Consider the following 25519-nt stretch of genomic DNA (forward strand, 5'->3'; position numbering starts at 1 on the left):
AAGAGCAGACGAAAGTTAAAAATCCCACTGTATATAAGTCAGAAAAAACTACTATAATATGCTGTCGTAAAGTTAGAAATAGGAAATATGAGAATATTATAATGGATTTAGGTTTTTAAATTTGATAAGTATGATTTGCAGATATAAAATAAAATAGTATCAGAAATATATTAGAATAGTTACTTGGATGTTTATAGTATTAAGAACCGTTATATGAATGCTCTTATATTGCATGTTATAAAGTGTCTCATCTCTAGCATCAGTAGTTACTACGATGCTTCAATTTTGATATTAATTTCAGGATAATTAAACCAAACTGTCTTGCGATGCACAAAACCTTTTAAACGGAGCATTACTAATAGCAATCAATTTTACCAAACTCTTTGATCTTATTAATTTTAAAAATCATTTTGCAATAAACATTCCACCTATTCTTTAAACTTAACATAAAATTTATGTTCAAGTAAACTTGTCATTGTACCCTTGTGGGTTAAAACAAAAAAAATGGTTACAAGGTTATTTGTAGTATGGTTTATTACATTGCAGTCGTTTGGACAACAAATAAAATTCGAAAATTTCACCACCAATCAGGGATTATCAAATAATTCGGTAATTGATATTGAAAATGACAAAGACGGAGGGCTTTGGATTGCTACTTGGGATGGTTTGAATTACTACGATGGCTATAATTTTAAAATTTTTAAGCACAATTTTAAAGATCCTACAACAATTGCAAGTGACTACATCATGAAATTAACTAAAGATAATGCCGGCTCTATCTGGCTTATTACCAAAGAGGGTGATGTAAACAAATATATTGGAAATGGTGAATTTGTAAAATTTAGTTTCAAAGGTATCCCAAAAAACTTTCAACTTTCTCAAAAAGGAAATATCGTAGTACAAACAAATTCCGCTTATTATGAATTTAAAGAAGGAGCTTTTGTTGCCATAGACAATAATTCCATTAAAAAAACAGATAGCAATCTAAAAAGCATCTTGTTAAAAAAGTATCCTGAACTTATTATCAATGATGTTTTAAAAGATAAAAAAGGAAATATTTGGTTTGCTACCCGAAAAAACGGGCTCTATGTCATTGCTAATGATGCAAATAAAAGTATTCAACATTATACCTCTGATTTATATTTACCTTATTCCTTTAAAAGTGATGAAATAGAAACGTTACACGAAGATGCTTTTGGTAACATTTGGCTGGGCCAAAAAGATGGCGGTTTGAGTATGGCTTATCCTGGTTCAGAAGCTATACACTCAATAGTACCCCATCCTGTCAAATATCCTAATTTACCAACAGAAACTATTAGGGCAATTACGAAAGATGCAAATGAAAAAAACTGGTTGGGTTATTACACAAATGGCCTCTATCATTATAATGAAAAAACGCATTCTTACGAAAAATATAAAATTAAGGAAGCGGCTTTAAATCCGGATTGGGAAAGAATCAGGAGTTTATTTACGGCCAGTGATGGAACAATCTGGGTAGGAACGTATAAAGGAATTGTGCGTATTTCCGGAACAAAATACACTTGTTATGAGGCTGGTAAAATCAAAGAGTTGCCCAATAACCGGTCTTATTCTATTTATGAAGATGATGATAAAAACCTTTGGATAGGGTGTTGGGGAGGTGTAGCCAAATTTAATTTGTTAACTGAAAAATTCGAGTTTTTTAAAGGGCAAAAAACGTTAAATGAATATCATGTGAGATGTGTCAAAAAAAACAAGCAGAATTTAATATTAGCGACTGAAGATAAGGGTGTTATCGTGTTTAATTTAGATGCTAACAAAATTGACAAAATTTCAAAAGAACAGGGTATCTTAGGGAATAGTGTTTATTCTGTACTGATTGACAAAGCCACCGATAATTATTGGATTGCTACTTTAGGAGGAGTGAGTATTTTTAATAAAAAAAAAGGGCTGATTAAAAATATAACAGAGGCTAATGGCCTTCCGAGCCACATGGTCTATGGTCTTATCGATAAAGGTGATAAAATCTGGATTAGTACCACTAAAGGAATAGCATCGATTACTAAAAATGATTTTAAAGTCACTTTTTATAATCCCAATTATGGCTGGCAGGCACCCGAATTTTCAGAAGGAGCGTATTATCAGGATACTAAAGGACTTTTGTATTTTGGGGGTGTAAATGGACTTAATTATTTCAATCCTAAGAGCATCCAATGCTCTGATTCTAAAGAAAAAATCAAATTGACTGTTGATGGTAATGAAAACTATTTGTCTGTAATAGAAAAGGATTTTAGTAATAATGAATTAGAAATTGAAATAATTCCTATTGTTTTTCCAAAAGAAAACAAAGCTGCAATTTACTATAAATTAGAAGGAAGGGATAAAAACTGGATTTTATTGCAAAATACCCAAAAGATACAATACGCTAATTTATCCTCTGGGAATTATGAATTTTTGATTAAGCAAGGTAAAAATGGAATTACTAAACCGGTGTTTTTTACCCTTCAGATCAGTAAAGCATTTTATGAGACAATCCTGTTTTATATTTTATTATCGTGTTGTATACTAATTAGCTCGATGTTGCTGATTTATTTTAAAAATAAAGCTGCTGTAGCACAACAAAAGTATCTGGTGTCAAAAATACAAGCACGGACTGGGATTATTGAAAATCAGAAAAAAGATTTACAGCTCATTAATGAAAAACTGGATGAGAAGAACAAAAAAATTTCAGAACAGAAAGAAAAACTTTTAAAACTCCACAGTACTCTTAAAAACGAAAATTTTGAAATTGAAAAATTTAAAACCTTTATGCTGGCAGAGTTTCAGGAACCAATAGCCAGAATAATCAAAATGGCAAGTGCATATAAAAACGACAACGAAGTACAACGGGATTTAGTTTTGCAATCGGGTAAACTTGCCAATCTTATTTCGGAATGGAATTATTTAAGTTATGTTAAAGATATTGATCCCATTAAGAAATCAGCAGTTAATTTGTTTCCTATTTTAAAAAGCAGTATTGAAAAATTAAAAAAAGAGTTACGGCGCAATCGGGTTAATTTAAATTGTGAAATAGACAATTCGCCTATTCTTATTTCCATTGACGTAATACGGATAAAGTTATTATTGCAGTATTTTTTCAATGATATCAGTAAATATTCTGAAACAGAGAGTAGCTTAAATATTGAAATTGGGTATGAGAATAACTTTTTAAAAGTCATTTTAGTTTCTGATAGTATAATCTTAAGAAATAATTGGTACAATATTCGGCATTACAGCCCTTACTTTAAAGCATTACAGGTGTTACTGGAAGATTTGAATGGGGAATTTTTCGATAACTCAGAGGAGAAATTTTCAAGCACTTTACAGATTCCTTTAGAACTAGCAGACGAAGATTTAAAAATGAAAGAAACAATTTCCTGGAAACATTTTAACGAACAAGATGAGCTTTCTGCAGATAAAGAATTGTTTTTAATTTTTAGTGACCAATCCGATTACACGGCAGCAAATCAGGTTTTGGAGAATAGTCATTATCACTTGCTTTTTGAGAATTCAGTAGCAAATTTAAACTCCGCCGTAAAACAGATAAGTTTTTCTGCTTTGGTATTTTATCAGGCAACATTTTCAAAAGAACTGGTTCATTTTTTAGAATCCAATAAAAAGATTTCAGGTCTTAAAATGCCAATGATTTATATATCGGAAGATATTAATTATGAATTGCATGAACAATTATTAGAGCTGGGCATCGATACGCTCATTCAGTTACCTGCCAGCTCCTCATTTATAATCAAAAAGATCACTTCTTTAATTGATAAAAACAAAGAGGCACAGCAGGAAAATAAAATGCAGCAAAGAATATTTGAAATTTTAACAGAAGATGATCCGCTAACAACGAACAATGATAAGCTGGTAAAAAAAGCTTTAGAAATAATAAAAAGAGAATTGCAGGATCCTTCTTTTAATGTAGAAACACTAGTTGAACATTTGGGAATTTCGAGAGTCAAATGCTACCGCATATTTAAAGACGCATTAAATCAATCTCCCTCTGATGTGATTACCTCTTTTCGATTACAAAAGGCAGAAATACTATTAAAAACCAAAAAATTAAATATTTCTGAGATCAGTTTTGAGTGTGGTTATAATGATCCAAAGTATTTTGGGCGTTCTTTCAAAAAATATTTCGGAAAAAGCCCTAAAGAATATAAAGCATTTGCTTAAAAATTCTGTTAGCTCTGTGTTTACGCAAAGTTAGTTCAATGTTAGTGAACAAAACACCCCTTTTTTGTCGTTAATTTTATCCTAATTCGAATCTAAAGTCCTCCTTTCTGAAGCAAAATTACCCCATTTAGCACGTCGCTTAAAATACTTTTGGCAAAACATAAAATAGTATTTAAATGAAAAAAATTTATGCATTGTTAATACTTGCCTTAGGATGTATGTCTTATTCCTATGCGCAGGGAACGGTATCAGGAGATGTATTTTCTGATCTTGAAAAAACACCCGTACCAGGAGTCTCTGTTTATATTAAGGGAGAACCAAAAGGAGCTGTTACAACCGATTTTGACGGAAATTTTAAAATTAAAGTACAACAAAACGAAGGTATTTTGGTTTTTTCTTATGTAGGATTTAAGACAAAAGAAGTTTCTTATTCGGGTACTCAAAAATTGACCGTTTCTTTAACAGAGGAGGTTAGTACCTTAAACGAAGTAGTAGTTGTTGGGTATGGTTCTCAAAAAAGATCTGATGTAACCGGAGCGATCTCTTCTGTAAAAAGCGAAGAATTTAACAAAGGAGTGGTGGCCAATGCCGGACAGCTCATTCAAGGTAAAGTTGCGGGGGTTAACGTAACAGCTGCAAGTGGAGAACCAGGTGCTTCGCAAGATATTATTATTCGTGGAGTGGGAAGTTTGCGTTCAGGAACAACACCACTTTATGTAGTTGATGGATTTGCTTTAGACAATAGCAATAATGGTGTTGCTTCAAATCCGTTAAATTTTATCAATCCACAGGATATTGAAAGTATTGATGTGCTTAAAGATGCGTCTGCTGCTGCTATTTACGGCGCGCGAGGTGGTAATGGAGTTATTGTTATTACAACCAAAAAAGGATCTAAAGGGCAGACAAAAATAAACCTTTCTATGACTACCGGGTTTTCAACATTGGCCAATAAAGTGGATGTATTTAGTGCTGATGAATTTAGAAAACAGGTTGCTGCTGTAAACGGAAGCCTGAAAGACGGCGGAGCAAATACAGACTGGCAGGATGAACTAACAAGAACCGGGGTTTCTCAAAACGTAAATTTATCGATGAGCGGAGGAACAGATAAGTCAACGTATGCAGCATCAGTTGGTATAGATAATCAAGAGGGTATTTATAGAAAAAGTGATTTAAAACGCTACTCGGGACGTTTGAACTTAAATCAAAAGGCACTAAACGATAAGTTTAATGTTGCTTTTAATATGACAGCCACGAAACTTGAAAATTTGCGACCAGATACCAGAACTATAGTAGGCAATATGCTGACCATGAATCCTACGGATGCGATTTCTATTGATGGACAACCAAATGTTAATTTAAGTAATGATGTTTTGAATCCTTTAATCAGTGAGAGAATTTACTCTGATGAAACGAACAACAATCGTATTTTGGCTAACATTGCACCCTCTTACGAATTCATAAAAGGATTAACGTATAAATTTAATCTTGGAGTTGATTATTCTATGACTGAAAGAGACATTCAGGTTTTGCCATATACTTCAGCTACTAATACAACTATTAGTACTTTGAATACTATTATGACCACTAATAATAATATTTTATACGAAAATACATTAACCTATAATTTTAATGTTAAAGCTCATGTTTTTACAGTTTTAGCAGGCCATTCTTACCAGAAAGTCCAGGTAAATGAAAAAAATTATAACTTTAAGGGATTTCCGAATAATGGTGTTGAACCCAAAAATCAAATCGAAGCTGCAACTGAGCTTACAACCAAGTCTTCATCCGCTACAGAAAATGAGCTTCAGTCTTTCTTCGGAAGAGTAAATTATGGCTATGAAAACAAATATCTGCTTACCGCAACCATGCGTGCCGATGGGTCTACTAAATTTGGATCAAACAACAAATATGGATACTTTCCATCTGTAGCATTGGGTTGGAATATAACGAAAGAAGATTTTTTAAAAGACTCTGAAATAGTTAACAATCTTAAACTAAGAGCGAGCTGGGGACAGACTGGTGTTCAGGAGGTTCCTTCTAAACAAACCAAAACAAGTTATACAGAAAGTAACAGTGGATATGATACTTATCCATTAGATGCATCTACAACAAGTGTAAGTGATTATCCTTATGGTTCAATCTATACTCGTTTAGCGAATCCAAATCTTCAGTGGGAGGTTTCAACACAAACCAATATAGGATTAGACTTTAGTTTATTCAATAATAGGTTATCAGGTACTGTTGATTATTTTAACAAAATTTCGGATAATATTATATTAGAAGTAGCACCTGTAGACCCTATTCAGCCTGCACCAAAGTATTGGACAAACATTCCGAATATGAAGATCAAAAACAATGGTATTGAAGTTGCGTTAGATTACAGCAGTGACAAAAGCAAAGATTTCTCTTATAGCATTGGCGGAAATATATCATTTACCGAAAATAAAGTAGAAAATTCTCCTTATAAAATATTGACAACAGGAGCAGCGCAAGGAAGTGGACAAACAGGGGCAACCATAAACGGGGTGTTAAACGGACATCCTCTAGGTTCTTTTTATATGCTTGACTTTACAGGAATTGGTACCGATGGTTTGAACCAATTTGCAGATACAAACCCTGATGGTACGATTAAGGACGATGACCGTATTGTGGCAGGAAGTGCATTACCAGATTATATATATGCCTTTTATTTGAATTTTAAATATAAGAGTTTTGATTTAGGATTGAATTTTAATGGTACTGGCGGCAATAAAATTTACAATCACGTTGCCATGACTTCATTCAACAGAGGCCAGCTTGCCAATTCTTTTAACACTACAGACAGAGCTTCACAATATTTAAATGAAGCAACTACTAATTCTAATACCGTTTCTACCAGATATTTAGAAGACGGCAGTTTCTTAAGATTAAATAATGCAACACTAGGCTATAATTTGAGTCCCAAATTAATTGGACTTGATAATGTATTGGATAACATACGTTTTTCTGTAACAGGACAAAACTTATTTCTAATCACAAAATACAGTGGTTATGATCCTGAAATTAATACAGGAACTTCGGTAGGCGAAATTCAGTCTTTTGGAATCGATTACTTCAGTTACCCAAAAAGCAGAACCATTTCATTTGGCTTAAACGCGGCATTTTAATCAAAAATAACAAAACATGAAAAATAAAATAATAGTAGCAACTCTTGTATTTGGTTTATTATTTACCTGGAGCTGTACGGACTTAGAAGAAAAAGTGCTTGATGAATCCTTAAATGGTGCCGGGCAGGCAGAAGCAATTAGCGGTGCAATCGCTCCCGCTTATGGACAATTAAAATCAACATGGTATCACACAAACAATTTTGGTTTGCAGTTAATTGCCAGTGACGAAGGTATTTTACCTTATAGAGGAGGAACAGACTGGTATGATGGAGGCAAATATTTAGCAGTACATGCGCATACAACGACAGCAACTAATGACTTGGTTGCAAGTACCTGGAATGCTCTTACTAAAAATATCTCTAGAACTTTATCTGCTATTGAAGTATTGACTCCTCTTGCAGAAGGAGGAAATACAGAAGCGCAAGGAGCGCTTTACGAGATGAAAGCTTTAAGAGCTTATTTAAATATGCAGACATTAGACAGTTGGGGACTTGTATTTAAAAAAGAGTCATCAGCCAGTACTTCAGAAATACTTAGAGGGCAAGATGCAGTTTCTTATATAGAAAGTGAGTTATTGTCTGTTGCTGATGTTATTAATAATGATAAAGGACCAGGCAGAATGACTCAGGCTGCAGTTTGGGGACTTCTTTCCAGATTATATTTAAATGCTCCTGTTTACCGTGATCCTTACGGTACCCCTACATTTGCTGCAGCTGATATGGATAAGGTTATTAAATATACAGATAACATTATAAACTCAGGTAAATTCAGCTTGTCTCCTGAATATTTTGATTTGTTTGATGATGCTAATAATTCAAATAAAGAATTAATTTTTGCAATAGATCAGCGTGGTGTTTTAAAAGATGAGCACAATCGTTGGGCATATTGGTCAATACCAGGATCTATGTTTCCAAGACCTGAATCAATAGATGTAGACGGAACAGATGGACCGGCTATAACATCAGATTTTTATCAAACATGGGTAAATGCTTATGGTAATGTCGATCCTGCCGATGCTGATTCAAGATTTTATAAAGATAACGCTAAGGTTCCTGCAAATTTAAAAGATCTTACCGGGTTTACACCATTAAACGATCAGGATCATTACTATTGTGTAAAAGCAGAAGACTTTGAAATTGACAGAGGAATCCTGAGAGGTATTCCTTGGTCTCCAAGAAAAGATGCTAATGGAGCTTTTTTTAAATGCGACGCTGGTTACAGAATTTATCCTGTTAAACAGATAAAAGGAAATGGACCTGACAAAAATGTAGGCTATGTGAATCTTACCCTGAAAGTTGATTTTACTAAAGAAGGTAGTGCACATGCTGCTGGATATAGAGTGTCTAAATACCAATTCAGTCATACTTCTCCTGATGGAAATACTTTCAGCAGTGTAGATATGGTGCTGCTTAGATATGCTGAAATTTTTATGATGCGCGCTGAGGCTAAATTAAGAAAAGGAGATAATGCAGGTGCTTTGGCTGATATGAATACAGTAAGAACTTCAAGAACTGCCCGTGCACCAATTCCTGCAGCGCTTCCGGCAATCAACCTGGATATTTTATACAGAGAATACGGTTTTGAGTTTTACTGGGAAGGTTTAAGAAGAACAACTCAGATTCGTTTTGGACATTATGAAGATAGCTGGACAGAAAAAACGGATGGCAATGTAAATCATAGACTTTTCCCGATACCTCAGGTTGCAATTGATGGTGCATCTAATGTTCCTGGGTATTTAGTACAAAATAAGGGATATTAATTCCAATTAGATTCTATATTTTGAAGGCTGCTAGTTTTCTAAAGCAGCCTTCAAATTTTAATTATTAAAAAATGAAAACACCAGTATTACAAAAAAATAGATTAATAGGCTTTATTTGCATGCTCTCTTTAAATTTTGCTTCGGCTCAAACAAAAGATACCAGTATCAAAAAATACCCGGATGCGCTAAATTTTATCGTGATGGGGGATTGGGGCAGATTTGGTGAAGACCACCAAATTCCTGTCGCCAGGCAAATGGGTATTACTGCTAAAGAAATTAATCGTGATTTCATCATTTCTACTGGTGATAACTTTTATCCGATAGGGGTAGCAAGCGAATCTGACCCACAATGGAAATATTCTTTTGAGGATATTTATACTGATTTTTCTCTGCACTGGAACTGGTATCCGGTATTAGGTAACCATGATTATGCTGGAAATCCCGATGCTCAGGTTGCGTATTCAAAAATAAGCCGCCGCTGGAATATGCCTGCCCGATATTACAGCAAGACCTTTAATATAAATGGAGATCCTAACCAGCAGGTACTAATCGCTTTTATAGATACCAATCCCTTAATTCCGGAATTTTATAAAAATGATGTTTACGGTAAAAATGTTATTTCACAGGATACCACAGCACAAAAAAAATGGCTTGTTAAAACCTTGACAAACGCACCTAAAAGTGTGAAGTGGAAACTAGTTGTGGGACACCACCCATTGTTTACGGCAACTTTGAAAAGAAGGGAAAGTTATGATACTAAAGCAGTACGGAAATCATTAAAATCACTTTTTGATAAATACGAAGTAGATGCCTACATCGCCGGACATGATCATGACTTACAGCATTTACTGCCAGAAGGTAAGACTAGTTATTTTGTTTCAGGATCAGCTTCTGAAATCACGCCAATAGATCGTTTACCTTTCAGTAAACTGGCTATTTCAGAATATGGTTTTATGGTATTTTCAGTTCTGGCCGACACTTTGTATGTACAGGCTATTAATGAAAAAGGTGAAGTGATCTACAATACCGAAATAAAAAAATAAACTGCATCCAATAAAATCGGTTTCACTTTATTGACTCAAACTCATTTTTTATTTGGTAACATATAAAAAGCAGGTCGAAGTCAAATCAATTAATAGTGAGTTTCATGTTGTTTTGTTTAGTTTTTTTACACTGCAGGTTTCTCAGACCTGCTGTTATAAAAAGATGAATGAAACATTATATAGACAAGTAATAAAATAAAATCCGAAGGAAAGTTACCTACGGCTTTGCAAATGAACAAATTTCTATTTTTCAATGAAAAAAATAATAACCCTTTTTTGTCTCCAATTTTTCCTGTTTACTCAAGCACAGGAATACAATTCTTCTAATATTCATTCACACAATGATTATGTAGGCTCACTGCCTTTTTTCGGAGCCTATTCTAATGAGGCTGGTGTTATCGAAGCAGATGTTTTTCTAATTAATAATGAACTGTTTGTCGCTCATACCGCAAAAGAAGTTAAGCAGCACAACACACTAAAAAGTTTATATCTTGAGCCACTTTCTTTAAAACTGAAAAACCAGTCTGGTAAAGTTTATCCTGATGATAAGTCTTTGATTTTGATGATAGATATTAAATCTGATGCCGATGCTACTCTAAAAGCAATCGTACAGGAGCTAAGAACATTCCCGGAAATTATCTCCAATAAAAGTATAAAAATTGTTATTTCAGGAAATAGACCATTGCCGTTGCAGTGGATAGCATATCCGGAGTTTATTTATTTTGACGGAAGACTGAACGAAAATTATTCGTCTGAAGAATTGACCCGCGTTGAAATGATCAGTGAGGATTTAAAAAAACTTACGGCATGGAATGGTAAAGGTGTTTTGACACAAGCCGACTTACAAAAAATACAAACTGCAATTAAAAAGGTGCGCGATCTGCATAAAAAAATCAGATTCTGGTCTACGCAGGACAATGTCAATACATGGATGACTTTGATGAATTTAAAAGTTGATTTTATTGGTACGGATAATGTTGCAGCATTAGCACAATTTATTCATAATCTCAAAACAACATTTTATCAAAACACAGAATTCCATACCGCATATGTCCCTAAAAACAAACAAGCTTTCGCTAAGAAGAAACCAAAAAATGTAATTCTCCTTATTGGTGACGGAATGGGATTAGCTCAAATATACGCCGGTTACACAGCCAACAAAGGAGAATTGAGTGTCTTCAATATCCCAACGCAAGGACTTTCTATCACTAAATCATCGGATAGTTATATCACTGATTCGGCAGCAGGAGCAACAGCAATGGCAACGGGAAATAAAACCAATAACCGATTTATCAGTGTTGATGAAAACGGAACCCCCTTAGAATTAATTACACAACAACTGGCAAAGAAAAATTTTAAAACAGCTATTATCTCTGCAGGAAATATTACAGATGCCACTCCGGCAGCTTTTTATGCACATCAGCCTGAAAGAACTTACAGCGAGCCAATCGCTTATGACTTTTTGAGCAATCCCTCTGATATCTTAATCGGAGGTGGGATAAAAGAATTTAAAGCCCGAAAAGACGGAAAAGATTTGTCTAAATTACTGATTGAAAAAGGATATTCTTTTTCGGAGAAATTCAGTAGTCTGGATACCATTAAAAACAATAAAATAATCCTTTTGGACGATGCGGCAGTAGTTTCGATAAAAGATGGAAGAGGAGATTTTTTAACCAAATCGTTAGAGAAAGCAACGACAGTTTTTTCTAAAACAAAAAATCCATTTTTTATTATGGCCGAGGGGGCACAGATTGATTACGGCGGACATAAAAATGATTTAGAATATGTGGTTCGCGAAATGCTAGATTTTGATAAATTGGTGGGGCAGGCAATGGAATTTGTAGATAAAAATCCTGAAACTCTTTTAATTGTAACAGCTGATCATGAAACGGGCGGATTATCATTAATCGACGGCAGTATAACTAAAGGATATGTTCAGGGAAGTTTTAGTACAAATGATCATACAGCCATATCTGTTCCGGTTTTTGCTTATGGTTCAGGAGCTCATGTTTTTTCAGGGGTATATCAAAATACAGAAATTTATACCAAAATAATGGATCTGCTTTTTTAAAACTGTCATGATTTGAAGAATCAAAAGCTACTTTTCAAGTATAATATTGAAAAGTAGCTTTTTTAGATTGATCAAAGATTCTTTTGGTTTGAATTATCATCGGTTAGATAAAAAACTGTATAGGTAGTAATTCAAATGTTTTATAATAAATGATTTTCTTTCTAAAAAGAGCCACCTAGATCTAAAATAATTTCAATTAGGAATTTTCTACAATAAAAAGACTGGCAATATATCTAAGCATGAAAATGATACTCAACATTCATAATCATTAAATGAATGAATCAGAATATTTAAATTAGATAAAAAGTATCTGACCATTTTATTGAGGATTATTTGATAACTATCAAATTTATACAATCTGAGAAAAGAAATATTACCTCTTTGGTGTTTTCAGTAAATCATAATTATAATAATCAATAATTTGTAAGAGATATTTTTTAATTTGAACCATACCGTCAAAATTAATATAAATTGCATCATCAGTCGGAGTATGATAGTCCAAATGAATGCCTGTTGTAAAATTAAGACAAGGAACTCCTTGGTTGTAAAAAAAAAATGTGTCCAATTTTTTTAATTGCTCTTCCTTTCCAAAATTTAATTTCAAACCAAAATCTTCAATTTGTACAGTATTCAAAATTATATCTGCTGATTTTGAATGCATACATTTTAAAATTTTTAGATCAGGATCTAATCGTCCTATCATATCAAAATTAATGACACATGCTATATTTTTGAAATGCTCAGTGTTCTTTTTTACGAAGTAACCAAAAGCATCTGATCCATATAATCCTATTTCATGACCTGAATAAAATACAAATAAATAATTTACGTTTGGTTTCTTAAGTTTAATTAATTCACTAGCTAAACCAATAGTCATCGCAACTCCAGAGGCATTATCATCGGCTCCATTATGAATTTGATTGGATATGAATTTAGTAGATAGTACTCCTCCTAAACCAATATGGTCATAATGAGAGCTTATTACGATAGTTTTACTTGAATGATTATTTACAAAAACAAAACCATTGTTTGAAATTATTGTCGTGTCTTTTAGTTTAATATCAAAAGTTTGTCGTTCGAATTTAATTTTATTCGATAAACTTTTCATTTTTAATTCTATGTAGTTTAATGATTTTTTTTCCTCTAATGTGCCTGTGTAACGACCTTTTAAACTATCGTCTGCCAAAGTGTATACGACTTCTTTAAATAAAGTCTTAATAGAAGATTCAACCTTTTTTTGTCCAAAAGAGAAGGTTGTAGATAAAACTAGAAATATTCGAAATAAATTCATTTGAAAAATAAAAAAGGGTTCTTTTTAAAAGAACCCTTTAAAGATATAAAATGTTATGTAATTATTTTACCAGATTAATCTCAACTCGTCTGTTAATCTTTCTACCTTCTTCGTTATCATTTGTTGCAACAGGTTTTGTATCTCCATAACCTACTGATTTCAATCGGTCTTTGCCGATACCTTTTTCGATAAAATAATTCATTACGGCTTCTGATCGATCTTTTGAAAGTTTCATATTGTCATTAGATTCTCCGGTATTATCCGTGTTTCCTTCAATTATGAAATTATCAGAACTGTATTGATTTAAAACATTTATGATATTATTCAGGATTGTATAGGATTCTGAAGTAATAGTAGATTTTCCTGTATCGAACAAAATAGCTTTAGAAAATTCAGAAATTCTTTTGATTGCTTCTTTCTTCTCTGTTTTGTAGGTTTCTGTTGGCTTTTGGTTAGAATTATAATCTTCTTTTGGTCTGTTTACTTTTGTTAAACTTTCTGGCATATTACCAAATTGAATTTTATTACCATCCCACCAGATGCCCATACCTTTACCATCTAAGTTAGAATCATTGAATAAAACTTGTTGTATATTTCTATCAAAATTAGGATCAGAAACCATTTCAGTTGCTTTGTCCAAACGATTATCAACTCTATTTCCAACAGAAATCCAGGATACAGCAACTGTACTCGTTCCATTGTTCATTTCTTTAATAGTAAATCCGTTTTTATCTATTGCAGAAATATATACTCCATTGCAGTTTCCTTTCGGTGTAACGGTAACTTCTGGATTTTCTCCTAATAATGCTTTGTACGAATCTTTAAATGCAATATATGCTGATCCATTTACTAATTCGGCACTTCCTTTAGCATAAATAGTGGACTCTGTACTAGTAACGGAATAAACAGGAGTTTTAACATTATTAGAAGTTTCTACTAGCTCTACATTTTTACCTAAAGTATAAACATTTCCGGAATTGTAAGACGAAAATAATTCTCCTGAATTTAATTGACCTATCACACTTCCTTTAGATGCAGAACCAATAACACCAAAGAAACCTCCTCCAAAGCCTGAAATTTCACTATTTGCAAAAAAACCAGTTCCAGAACCATAAGCATTTGAACCATATACTCCATAAGTAATAGTACTCGCTGCCTTATATCCTAAAGACCCCCAATAATTACCATAAATCTCTCCACCAACTACTCCTCCTGTACGAGAAAAGTCATTATAATTCCATCCCCCTACACCAAAAGAGTAATCGTCACCCCAAAAAGACATACCTGTAAGCCCTGTATTACTACCATTTTGCCCATAGCTAGCTCCTACGTTTTGACTATTACGATCACGATATCCATATATAGTTGACTGACCATCTCCATTTGCTGTTTGTTGTTGACGGTACACAAATAATTGAGAATTTGCTTGAACAGGGTAATTAACACTTACTGAAGTCCCATTGTCTTGTATCATTGAATTTACTAATGACCCAGCAGCTGTCCATTTTACATGGTAATTTGCATTACCTGAACCAGTAATACCTCCTGATGGAGCTACCCACTGACCATCTCCTCTTAAAAAAGTAGTATTATTGGCAGTACCGGTAGCCGAAATTTTGGCTGTAGTAACTGCTGCATCTGCTATTTCGGTAGTGCCTATTGCTCCAGAAGCAATGGTTGGATTAGGATAAGTTCCAAACAAGCTACCCCCTGCAGCACCTGATGGTGAAGCACTACTAGCATCTACATAATCCTTAACGGCTTTTACTGTAGGGTATTTAATATTTGAACTTCCATCAGTAGTCACATCAGTACTTTTATTAGCCACATCTTCTTTGAGTAAGTCGGCGGCTGTTCTGTTAGTTACTTCAGTAGCTAAATTGGTTGTCAAAGTTGCATCAGCAGCTGTTCTGGTAGTAGTTTCAGTTGTTAAATTGCCAGCAATTGTATTTTCAGCATTGGTTGCTCTTGTTACTTCATTTGCCAAAGCGGTAGATGCAGATGTAGCACTTGCATCTACATAGGTTTTAACCGCTTTTACGCTTGGGTATTTAGTGTCCGAAGTTCCATCAGTGGCAACATTTGTGCTTTTATTAGCCACATTTTCTTTTAGTAGGTCGGCAGCCGTTCTGTTGGTTACTTCAGTAGCTAAATTGGTGGCAATTGTGTTTTCAGCATTAGTTGCTCTTGTTATTTCATTGTTCAAAGCGTTTGAAGGTAATGAAGTAGCAGCATCAACATAAGTTTTAACCGCTTTTACACTTGGATATTTAGTATCAGAAGTGCCATCTAGGTTTAGGTCAGTAGATTTATTAGCTACATCTTCTTTTAAATTTAATGCCGTTTGTGTTGCAACACTAATTGGTTTATTTAAATCTGTTGTATTATCTACATTCTGTATACCTAAATTTGTCTTAGCTCCTAAAAGAGTAGTAGCATTAGTACCTCCGTTTTCTATGGCAACAACACCTGTAACGTTTTCAGCATTGATTGCGGAAAAAGCAAATGGAGTATAACTAAACTCTTGATTACTAATCTCGGTATAAGTTGTACAATTTCCACTGGTGTTAATTCCAACAATCAAACTTTTCTTCGAAGAATTCCAAACAATTGACTCAAAAGAAGAAGCATATCCTGCTGTTTGCGTTCCTTTACCGATCACTAAATTAACCATACCAAAGCCATCTGTTTTGGTTTGTACTGTTTCCTGATATTCTACATTTGAAAATTCATCAATAAATTTGAATACCATACATATATCTTTATTGACAACAGGGCTATTTGGATTGTTCACACCCGGCAACTGTTCTCCTTTAGGATTTAAGATTATAGCCTGATAGCTTATCCCATTTGTCTGAGCAAAAGTTGTAGCTGCTATAAAAAATATAAATAGTAAAATTATTTTTTTCATATACTTTAGAAATTTATTCGTTAGTTATTACACCCTAAGGCAACTAACTATTTTTAGTCTTTAATTTTGTGAAATTTTATTTTAAACCATATCAATAAATCAATTCAAAATGAACTTAATCAATGTTAAAATTGAATCCTAACTTTATCTGATTGGTGCGGAATGTTAATTTCTCGTCGCTATTATTCGTAATATTTATACTTTGGCAAAAATTATAGCCAAGACTCAGTGATCCAACAGAAGAGAAGGCATACTTGGCAACTAATCCTACAGAGGGTTGTAATAGTATTCCTGAAAATTCTTTTTGATTCATCAGGTCATAATAAATTCCGTTGAGTTCCTGTTTGCCATAAACTATGGTAGAAGCATTCAAACCCGCTCCAAGTAAAATATCGAAATCTTTTTTAGGCTTGTTTTTGTTCGTTAACAGAGAATAGGATAAGCCTCCATGAATGCCTAAATACTGGGTGTCCCAACGATATGAATTATCAGAACTACTGCCAATTGCATTATATTCATTAAATGAAAGTCCAAATTCATACGAAACTTTTTTTATACCTAAAGGTTTTGTAAAACCTACTTCATAAAAGTTTCCTGTTCCGATCTGTAGGTCGTTGCTCTGCTGGCCGTCGGCATTTTTATACCTATAATTTGTATAGTTTTTACCTGTATTAAAATAAATTTCCTGAGAAAAAAGATTTATAGATACCAGTAATAAGATAAGTAAAGAGTAGTTTTTTATCATTTTTTAATAATTTTAGTGTAGTAAGTCGTTGAAATTGAGTGGATTTTGACCAGGTACTCAGATTGTGGTAACTTGGACAACTGAATTGTCAAAACCGAATTCTTAAGCATTTCTTTTTGTTTATGAATCAATCGACCAGAAACATCAAAAATATAAATGGATATTTCTTCGTTAGTGGGTTCCGAAAATTCAAAATTAATTAGGTCGCTAAAAGGATTCGGGTAAGTCAAAACTGTTATTTCAGTTTTCTGATTGGTAGCAATATAGCTACTCCATAAACTTTGTTGAAAACCTTGAGTGACAACTGGATCTTTATTTGAATTACCAATAACACTCTGCTGACCAATAGTCTGGCTAATTATATAACCATCAGCTATTTTTTTAGTTGTTCCTTGAGAAGAAAGCATCTGATGATGCAAAACTTGTCCATAAAACGGAACCCATGAAATGAGGAATAAATACTTCATAATTTTTTTTTTAATAAAATTAAAAAAAAAATTAACACAATAACAGGATAAGTAGCATGTTTTTTAGTTTTTTTTCTAGGATTCTTTACGTGGAGTCATTATAATTTAGCGAATGTATATTGTTTCTTGATTTAGAGTTTTTAAATTCAGTTCTTTTTTCAAATCCTGAATGAAGAAGAATAAATAGAGAAATCATCAATAATATCGTGATGATAAAGTTTAGTAAGGTGATTCATTTATTCTCAGTATATAGGACTATTCTATAATAAAAACGTAGAAGCTTTTTTGTTGAAAATAAGCTGAGCAGCTATTATTGTAAATTCTGCGAGAGTCTCCCCCTAAAACATGATATAAAATAACAATTTTTTCGGATTGATTTAAAATAAAAACAATATTGTTAAAATCGCTGTCTTCTAAGCCCTATTTTTTTTTAATATTCACGAACAGCCCATAGAAGAAAAATCATGAACCGTAAGAAGGACGGAAACAAAACTTCGTATTCAATGCCTTGGTTGATTTTTATTGTTAATAAAAAGATTTCATTTTCATCTAATCACATATCAGTTTTTATTTTTTTAACTTTCTTTTTGTTTTGACTGAAGTTTCCTAGAAAAAATATATTTTTGCACTTTTAATTTAATAAGTTATTTGTGATTAAATATAAAGTATTTTTTTTGATTATAGTTAATATTTTGTTAATTGGTGTATTGACGCTCTTTTTCTTTTTTCAATACAATAAACAAATTGTTTATATCGATAATGTAAAACTGTTTGATGGCTTTGTGATGACCAAAGAAATGAAAAGAGCAGGTGAAAAAGAATTCAATTCCAGAAAATCAGTTTTAGATAAATTGTATTCTGATTTACAGTCTTCTTCAATTTCTGCTTCTGAAAGAAAGCAGTTAATGCAGCAATTTATCCAGGGTAAGGAAGAATTAGAGCAGTTTAATCAGGTTTTCGGTTCTGAGCAGTCATTAAAAATCTGGGCAAGAATTAAAAGCTATACCACTGAATTTTCAAGAGATAAAAATTACAAATTAGTGATTGGGTCTGATAATAAACAAACTGTTTTATTTGCAGATGAAAAAATAGATGTTACTAATGAACTTCTTACGTATATAAATAAAAGGTATGAAGGTCTTTAATTTAGGTTTTATTCTTTTTATTCTTGTTTTGTTTTCCTGTAAAAAAGAAGATTCCCAATCAAAAAAAAATGACGATTCTGAAATCAGGGATCGCTATTTTAATCTGGAAAAAATAGGCTGGAAATCCCGCTCCTATACACAGGTGGTTGATGACATTGGTTTTACAGCTACCGAAGTTCCTATTCAATATTATTTGTTAAAAGATCAGGGTATTGAAAACCTTCAGCATGTTGATTCTCTTTATGAAGAAAATAAAAGAGAACGTGTAATAGAATTTGTTTTTCAGCAAGATGAGGAAAAAGATTTGCTAGGCAAAGATTTTACAGGTATGGATTATACCGCTGCTGTAAAGTACATGTCTTTCGGACTAAACAATGATTTTTATGTGGTGACTTCAAAGAAAGATACAATCCCTTGCTCAGGGGTTAATTTTGAGCGTAATTATAAAATTGCTCCTTTTCAAAAAGTACTACTATTCTTCTCAGGTATTGACCCCAATGACAAAATACAACTAATTTATAATGATTACCTTTTTAGAAAGGGAACATTAAAATTTAAATTCAAAGATCCTTTTACCCCTATAGCCTTATGATTAAGCCAAAAAAAATAAGTAAATTAAAAAAAGTAGTTGCTATTTATTTAGCAATGATGATTCTTCTGGAAACACTGCAGCCGATGCAGATGTATGCTTTGACTAGCGGTCCAACACAGCCTGAGTTCAATTCTTTTACTCCTGTAGGAACTTCGGATATGGTTGATCTGGCAAGCGGGGATTTCAATTATAACATTCCAATAATGGATGTGGGCGGATACCCGTTGAATCTTGCTTACAATTCGGGTATCACCATGGATCAGGAAGCATCCTGGGTGGGTCTTGGATGGAATCTAAATGTAGGTCAGATAGAACGACAGGTTCGGGGTTTACCGGATGATTTCAGAGGTGATGAAATGGTCTATGAAAACAACTTAAAGCAAAATAGGACAGTTGGAATTAATGTAGGGGTAAATGCTGCCTATTCAGGTTTTGATGCTCTGCAATTAGGGGTTGGATTGGGAGTAGAATCCAATAATTACGAAGGAATATCTTTTAAGCCTTCTTATGGTTTAGGTTTTAATTTTAATGACAATGTATCAGTAGGAATGAATTTTTCAAGTTCTCTGGACGGTGGTGCTACGGTAACTCCAAGGTTGGGTATTTCAGCAAAAATAAGTGGTCTCAATGGAGTTAATACTTCACTTGGAAGTTCAATATCATTAGGATTTAATAGTAGGAAAGGGATTGAAAATCTAAATGTTTCTGCAAGTGTTAGTCAATCTTATAAAGAGGATGAGACAAGTAAGGAAAAACCAACAACAGGAGGAACAAGTATTGGAGGTAGTATTTCATTCAACAACCTGAGTTTTACACCTTCCAAAAGAATCGGTTTCAGAAATGAGAATTTTTCTTTTAACGGGGCAATTGGAGGTGAAGTCTTTGGTGTAGAAGGACAGGTTCAGGTTACCGGTTACGGTTCTTACCAAAACATTGCTGACGAATACAAGAAAAAAAAAGAAAAGGCATATGGTTATGAAAATACTGAATACAAAAAAATAACAGAATCCGGAGTCTTAGATTTCAACAGGGAAAATGAAAGGAACGTGACTCCGCATACATTAGCATTACCGGTAACGAATTATACATATGATATTTACAGCATAGATGGTCAGGGAGTTTCCGGAATGTTCAGGCCTTACAGATCTAAAGTGAGTAGTGTTTATAACGATGAGGTTGTAGATCTGGGGAAAAGTCAAAATTTTGGAGTAGAAGTAGGTTTGGGTAATTTAGTTCATGGGAGTGCTGACTTTAAGAAAGCTCCCTCTGAAAGTACAACAGGCGGGTGGTTTCAAAATAATAATGTGCTGGCTCATTTCAACGAAAAAAGTACCGACAAAAAAGATTTGACTTACGAGCCTGTGACATTCAAGATGGTTGGAGCTACTGTTGTAGATCCCGAAACTATTTATAAGAATAGAATGTATGAGACAAAAGCGTTAAGAGTCGATATTGATGGGAATAAAAAAAATACCTACACCAGTGCTTATTCATTTGATGGTGGAAAATATGGTGACAGGGAAATAAAAAGAACCAAAAGATTTTTACGCAGTCAGGTCGTTCAGAAAATCACGAAATCAGAAGCATTACGAGATGAGTTTATCATAAAAAATGGTCATGCTGAACCGCATCATACAGCAGGAATTAAAGTGCTGCAGGCAGATGGCAATACTTACGTGTATGGCGAAACAGCTTACAATATGAATAAAATAGAAGCGACTTTTGATGTTTCGAAACAAAATGGTAATAATACCAATGGCCTTGTAGAATACAATGGATCTCTTTATGGAAACGGAACGAATACCAGCGATGAGTATGTAAACAGAGTAAAAACTCCTCCCTATGCCCACAGTTATTTATTATCTACCGTTTTATCATCAGATTATCAGGATATTGATGATAATGGACCTACACTAAACGATTTAGGGACTTTTACCAAGTTTGAATATACTACGGTGCCAAATTATCAATGGAGAGTCCCATTTGAAGAAAATAAGGCAACCTATAACGAAGGACTTATTTCAAAAAAAGATGATCAGAAGGGAAATTATTTGTATGGACAAAAAGAACTTAAATATCTTACCAGAATAGTAACCAAAACTCATGTAGCGTTCTTTGATCTTGAAAACAGAAAAGATGCCATTGGTGTTGCCGGCGAAAATGGGGGGGCAGGTACAGGAAGAATGAAAAAAATAAAAGCAATCAGACTGTATTCAAGACCGGAAGTTACTAACGCATCAGGTGAAATTTTTGATCCTTCTGCAAGTAGTGTAATAAAACCAATTAAAACGGCTCATTTTATATACAGCTATAGTCTTTGTAAAGGCATTCCCAATAATGACAAAACTTCTAATCTTAGCGATAATGAATTGAGTAATTATCACGGTAAGCTTACTTTGAAAAAAGTATATTTCACTTACAGAGGTTCTAATATGGGAAAATATACTCCTTATGTCTTTGATTATGGGGAAAATGATGCGGAGTATGAAAATCTGCCTAAAACAAGTGAAAAGCCTTATCCTGATGTTCCCGGTTCATATAATCCTGGTTATGATATGAAAGGTTTTGATATTTGGGGAAATTATAAAAAAAATCCAGCTAACAGCGGTTATATAAATACTCCTTTATCGAATACCGAATTTCCTTTTGTTGATCAGAATAAAGCAAAAGTAGTTACCGATCCGACTAAAAATCAGGCAGATATTAATACCGCTTCATGGAACCTAAAATCAGTTCAGCTGCCATCTGGCGGGAAAATCATGATTGAAACGGAGAGCGATGATTACCGTTATGTCCAAGATAAAAAAGCCATGCAAATGTATAAGGTTATAGGGGCTGGAGATCAAGTACTTTCCGTAGATGAAGATATGAATGGTAAAAATATATTGTATAATGGAAGTTCTCATAAAAGATTCTTGTATGTAAAATTAAACAATTCAGATAGCGGACTTACAAAACAAGAATTTCTTGACAAATACTTAAGTGAGAATTTAAACAAAGTCATTCAGTTTAAATTCATGCTGAATATGTCTGATAATACTCAACACTATGACTATGTCTCGGGCTATTTCAAAATTGGTAATGTTACTGAAATTGATGTTAAATACAGTTCAAAATTAAATGGTACAATAGCTTCTATTCCTCTAGAACTTTTATCAAAAGATAAAGGAAATGGTAATAAAGCAAACCCAATTGCCAAAGCCGGATGGGGTTTCGGTCGTATGTTTTTAAATAGATTAACATGCGGTATAAATGACGACCCTGCAGCTACAGATTTTAGTTCTATAGTGAAAAACCTGAAAGGAAGTTTAAGTATCATTAAAGAACTATTTGACGGACCTGATGGTTTTTTACAGGATAAAGGACGTGCCAGAATTTTTAAACCTGAAAAATCCTGGATTCGATTAGAAAATTCGGATGGACACAAGCTTGGCGGAGGACTTCGTGTAAAATCTATTAAATTAAGCGACAACTGGACTAAAATGCTCGAGGGAACTTCAGGAACAAATTTAAATGATATGGAATACGGTCAGACCTATTCTTATAATGATACTGAAGGTAAATCTAGTGGTGTAGCGACTTTTGAACCTAATATGTGTGCAGAAAATCCTTTTGTAGAGCCTTTTTATAATGCCAAAGGAAATTATGCGGAGACCGTTGCTGCTCCTATGGAAAGCAATTATGTAGAAAAACCCTTTGGAGCCAATTTCTTCCCGGCATCAAAAGTAACTTATGCAAGAGTTACGGTAAGAAATCTGGATAGAAAAAATGATGCAGGAACTGCTATTATAGTAAAAAAACACGCTACAGGAAGCGTGGTAACGAAACATTATACCAGTTATGATTTCCCAACAAAAGTATTGTATACCGATTTGAAAATGATCAACGGAATAACGCCAACTAGCATTATTAAGGATTTGTTGAAGAATGTTGTAAGGGGGGGAAATATTGATGTTAGAAATCTCCTGACAATGACACAAGGCTATTCTATTGAAACCAATGATATGAATGGTAAAGTAAATTTTGAGGAAATCTATAATGAAGCCAACGAAATTGTTTCCTCTGTAGAATACAAGTATAATACTGATGAACAAAAAAATATAGACAATAATATTACGACTGTAGACGAGAAAGGAAATGTTTCCAAAAGAATAATCGGTGTAGATTACGATTTAATAAATGATTTTAATCGAAGTTTTGCTAAAACAGAAACTTCCGGTTTTAAAGCCAATGTTGCAGGAATGTTGATTCCTATGTTCCCAGCACCAATACCAATATTTATACCCACTGTATTTCCGGAATCCTCTACAAATATTAATGAACTTCGTACAGCGGTTACCACAAAGCATGTTCATAAAACGGCCCTATTAGTTGAAAAAATAGCAACTGATTTAGGAGCCACAGTTTCTACAAAAAACCTCGCATGGGATGCAAGCTCGGGAGAAGTTCTCCTGACTGAGACTGTTAATGAGTATGGCGACCATTACTATTCTTTCAACTTCCCGGCTTACTGGATGTATGATGGTATGGGATTAGCCTCTCAAAATATTGGTATTGAAGGTACATTGATCGCTAATGCTCCTGTAACAGCACCTAGTACCTCTTCTAATCCTACAGGTAATCCTTACTTTAGATTAAATAATTACACTGGAGATGTATCAACAATATTTCATCTGGGAGACGAGCTTCAGGTAACGGATGATGCCGGAATTGTGCAGTCTTCAGAAATATTCGGGCAAAATTTACCCCGACAATACAAATTATGGGTTGTTGGTTTCAATACGGATAAATCAGGTGTATTGCTAATGGATAGAAACGGTGTTTATATCAACAAGTGCGAAGATTTGACAACTTTTAATTTCAAAATTGTACGTTCGGGATATAAAAATATGCAATCAGCGAGTATGGCATCGATTACTTCTATGATTAACCCAATAAAGAATGGAAAACTAGACCAGGATTCCTTTCAATTCGACGCCAGATCAAGTTTTAATCCAAGGATTGTTAATGCCAGTGCAGTGGTTTATAAGGATTACTGGAATACACAGACAGAATCGAATCTTCCTTATTATCCGGAGTATAATTTCAATAGCTCCCAAAATTGGATTTTGTCAACTGGTGATGTAAAATATCCTAATGATGTTAAAGTAAACCCGTATCTCTGGAATATTAAAGGAAACTGGAGGGCTGAAAAATCCTATGCTTATTTAACAGGAAGAAATAGTGCAAACGGGCAATACAATAACTCCAGAAACGAAGGCTTCTTTACTAGTTTCAATTCTTTTTACAGACTTGATCGCAGCTCCGGTATTCCGGTTTGGAGGGTTAACGATGCCAATTGGACTTATGCCAGCAGCGTGACCAAATACAGTCCTTACGGTGCTGAATTGGAGAACAAAGATGCTTTGAATCGCTATAGTGCTGCACAATATGGTTATGCCTACAAATTGCCTATGGCAGTAGCCTCCAACTCGAAATACCAGCAAATAGGTTTTGAAGGTTTTGAAGAGAAAAAAACCGAAACGACAAATAAACATTTTGGTTTTGCAAATGATAAACTAAACATTGTTTCTAACCAATCGCATACAGGAAAAAACAGCTTGAAAGTAGCTAAGGGAACTTCCAGTATTATGTCTCGAAATTTGCATCCTACAGTACAAACAATTGAAGAAGCAAAGTGTCCTGTTAAAGTAGAGGTTCCTGTTGATTATTTTTTATATTTTGATTGGGCAGAATCTTATAGTTTTGCTTCATCACCATGTTTAAAATATCGTTTGGCCTTTTCTTTTTGGATGTCAAAAGGACCATATGGAACAGGAGTTCCCGGTAAATATCTTTATTTAGAATATTATGTAAACAACAATTGGAATATATATGAAACTTTTTATACAAATGAATCCGGTTTTGTATCTGAAGAAATAATTACAGACAATTGTAGTTTTAGCCCTTCTTATAAATTTAGAATAGCTTATTATGATGATTATTATGGCTCTCCAAATGGAATATTTTCAGATGAATTATATTTTAATCACACAGGATTATAGTAAACGAAATCTGAATTTTATTTATTTGAAAATCTAAAAGTAGAAAATAATATGAGAGTGATTTAGATGAAAAGTAAAATTTGCTACCATAAAGTTTGTTATTAAAAAAAC

12 protein-coding genes are annotated in these 25519 nt (G+C 33.6%); 8 read left to right on the forward strand and 4 right to left on the reverse strand.

Going from position 1 to position 25519, the window contains the following annotated elements; translation table 11 throughout:
• Positions 1–504: 504 nt before the first annotated feature.
• The 5 genes from DMB65_RS02040 to DMB65_RS02060 all read left to right on the forward strand — a co-directional run bounded on the left by DMB65_RS02040 (position 505) and on the right by DMB65_RS02060 (position 12213).
• The gene (locus DMB65_RS02040) at positions 505–4194 is read left to right on the forward strand and encodes a two-component regulator propeller domain-containing protein (protein WP_110304994.1); all 3690 of its coding nucleotides are present in this window, start codon (positions 505–507) and stop codon (positions 4192–4194) included.
• 176 nt (positions 4195–4370) lie between these two features.
• The gene (locus DMB65_RS02045; RefSeq protein WP_110304995.1) at positions 4371–7340 is read left to right on the forward strand and encodes a SusC/RagA family TonB-linked outer membrane protein; all 2970 of its coding nucleotides are present in this window, start codon (positions 4371–4373) and stop codon (positions 7338–7340) included.
• 16 nt (positions 7341–7356) lie between these two features.
• Positions 7357–9099: a RagB/SusD family nutrient uptake outer membrane protein gene (locus DMB65_RS02050; protein ID WP_110304996.1), complete on the forward strand. Its 1743-nt coding sequence runs from the start codon at positions 7357–7359 to the stop codon at positions 9097–9099.
• Positions 9100–9170: 71 nt separating this feature from the next.
• Positions 9171–10142: a purple acid phosphatase family protein gene (locus DMB65_RS02055; protein WP_110304997.1), complete on the forward strand. Its 972-nt coding sequence runs from the start codon at positions 9171–9173 to the stop codon at positions 10140–10142.
• Between the two features lie 253 nt (positions 10143–10395).
• Positions 10396–12213: an alkaline phosphatase gene (locus DMB65_RS02060; RefSeq protein ID WP_110304998.1), complete on the forward strand. Its 1818-nt coding sequence runs from the start codon at positions 10396–10398 to the stop codon at positions 12211–12213.
• A gap of 373 nt (positions 12214–12586) precedes the next feature.
• Here the strand turns inward: DMB65_RS02060 and DMB65_RS02065 are convergent, their stop codons facing one another.
• The 4 genes from DMB65_RS02065 to DMB65_RS02080 form a co-directional block, all read right to left on the reverse strand.
• The gene (locus DMB65_RS02065) at positions 12587–13504 is read right to left on the reverse strand and encodes a M28 family peptidase (protein WP_110304999.1); all 918 of its coding nucleotides are present in this window, start codon (positions 13502–13504) and stop codon (positions 12587–12589) included.
• A gap of 61 nt (positions 13505–13565) precedes the next feature.
• Positions 13566–16415 carry an OmpA family protein gene (locus tag DMB65_RS02070; RefSeq protein ID WP_110305000.1) on the reverse strand — a complete coding sequence of 950 codons (2850 nt, stop codon included), beginning with the start codon at positions 16413–16415 and terminating at the stop codon, positions 13566–13568.
• Positions 16416–16530: 115 nt separating this feature from the next.
• Positions 16531–17160 (reverse strand): hypothetical protein, encoded by a 630-nt coding sequence (locus DMB65_RS02075; protein ID WP_110305001.1) that lies wholly within the window; start codon positions 17158–17160, stop codon positions 16531–16533.
• Complete coding sequence (locus DMB65_RS02080) at positions 17157–17627, reverse strand: T9SS type A sorting domain-containing protein (RefSeq protein ID WP_110305002.1); 471 nt, start codon at positions 17625–17627, stop codon at positions 17157–17159. Before DMB65_RS02080 ends, DMB65_RS02075 begins: the two co-directional genes overlap by 4 nt.
• Before the next feature lie 674 nt (positions 17628–18301).
• On the opposite strand from DMB65_RS02080, the gene DMB65_RS02085 reads away from it, so the two are divergent.
• The 3 genes from DMB65_RS02085 to DMB65_RS02095 are packed head-to-tail and all read left to right on the forward strand — an operon-like array spanning position 18302 to position 25408.
• Positions 18302–18772, forward strand: a complete 471-nt coding sequence (locus tag DMB65_RS02085; RefSeq protein ID WP_165834823.1) for an OmpH family outer membrane protein — start codon at positions 18302–18304, stop codon at positions 18770–18772.
• Entirely contained in the window at positions 18759–19364 is a 606-nt protein-coding gene (locus tag DMB65_RS02090; RefSeq protein ID WP_110305004.1) for a hypothetical protein, read from the forward strand. The genes DMB65_RS02085 and DMB65_RS02090 overlap by 14 nt, the downstream gene beginning before the upstream one ends.
• On the forward strand, positions 19361–25408 hold the full coding sequence (locus DMB65_RS02095; protein WP_110305005.1) for a hypothetical protein: 6048 nt from the start codon (positions 19361–19363) through the stop codon (positions 25406–25408). The genes DMB65_RS02090 and DMB65_RS02095 overlap by 4 nt, the downstream gene beginning before the upstream one ends.
• The last annotated feature ends 111 nt before the right edge of the window (positions 25409–25519 follow it).

This window comes from Flavobacterium cheongpyeongense (genome assembly GCF_003202435.1).
GTDB lineage: Bacteria > Bacteroidota > Bacteroidia > Flavobacteriales > Flavobacteriaceae > Flavobacterium > Flavobacterium cheongpyeongense.